The 1,187-nt window shown below is 54.8% G+C and carries 1 rRNA gene and 1 pseudogene; both read right to left on the minus strand.

The features are described 5' to 3' along the window. A 16S ribosomal RNA gene (locus tag EEB15_RS34095) occupies nucleotides 1–342 on the minus strand; the annotation flags it as partial. 685 nt (nucleotides 343–1,027) lie between these two features. Beyond that, nucleotides 1,028–1,187 (minus strand): annotated as a pseudogene (gene proY / locus EEB15_RS34705) (proline-specific permease ProY); the annotation flags it as partial.

Consider the following 1,187-nt stretch of genomic DNA (forward strand, 5'->3'; position numbering starts at 1 on the left):
CGCGGAGGTGTCTTGCCCGGCTCTCAGTTTCAGTGTGACTGATCATCCTCGCACACCAGTTACGACTCGTCTCCTTGGTCGGCCATTACATCACCAACTAGCTAATCCGACCTAGGCTCATCTGATAGCGTGAGGTCCGAAGATCCCCCACTTTCTCCCTCAGGACGTATGCGGTATTAGCGCCCGTTTCCGGACGTTATCCCCCACTACCAGGCAGATTCCTAGGCATTACTCACCCGTCCGCCGCTGAATCCAGGAGCAAGCTCCCTTCATCCGCTCGACTTGCATGTGTTAGGCCTGCCGCCAGCGTTCAATCTGAGCCATGATCAAACTCTTCAGTTCAATACTGCTTGGGTTTTGAGAAAACCCTAAACTTGGCTCAGCAATCGCATTCTCTTAAAAAGAGATAAAACTCTCGAATTCACGAGTGTTACTTGCGTTGCTGATAATCTTGCGATCACCAGTCTTACATCACAAGCACCCACACGAATTGCTTGATTCGACTTGTTAAAGAGCAGTTGGTCAAGGCTTTCGTCTCAACCGAGGCCGCGCATTCTACAGCAACCTCTCGTTCCGTCAAGCGTTATTTTCGAAAATTTTCTTTTCTACTCAACCGCTTGCGCCGACCTTCAAACCATCTTCCGATCAGCGGGAGGCGCATTCTACAGCGTTCAAATTCGCTGTCAAGCACCTCGATGAAGCTTCGTTTCGAATCCCTTTCGGGACCGAACCGCTGCGGCGAACAACCTGCCGGAGCGCTTCACCACTTCCGGGAGAGAATCCGTAAACCCTTGATTTTCAAGCATTTACTCTTCGTCGTCGCCGGGAGTGGTGCGCATTATAGGGAGATAGAAACTGGCGTCAACGATTATTTCAAAAATAATTCAAATAACCGCCGGAAGCGCTTTCAGCCCACCGAAACCGCCTCGCCAGCCGGCTTTTTCTGCGCCAGCAGGTAGAGCCCGACGAGGAAGCCGACCAGGCACAGAGTCACCACGTAGTAAGCCGGCCCCATCGGGCTCTGCTTGAGCAGCAGGGCCACCGCCATCAGCAACACGGTCATCCACGGCACGCCGTGCCGCGACACCCGCGAGAAGCCGACCGGCGCCTGGCCCTGGCGGGCCATGCCGTAGAGCATGCGACCGGCGCCGAAGATGTCGCTGTTGATCGCCGAGATCGCCGCGGTG

The organism is Ramlibacter sp. WS9 (assembly GCF_003797765.1).
Classification (GTDB): Bacteria; Pseudomonadota; Gammaproteobacteria; order Burkholderiales; family Burkholderiaceae_C; genus Ramlibacter.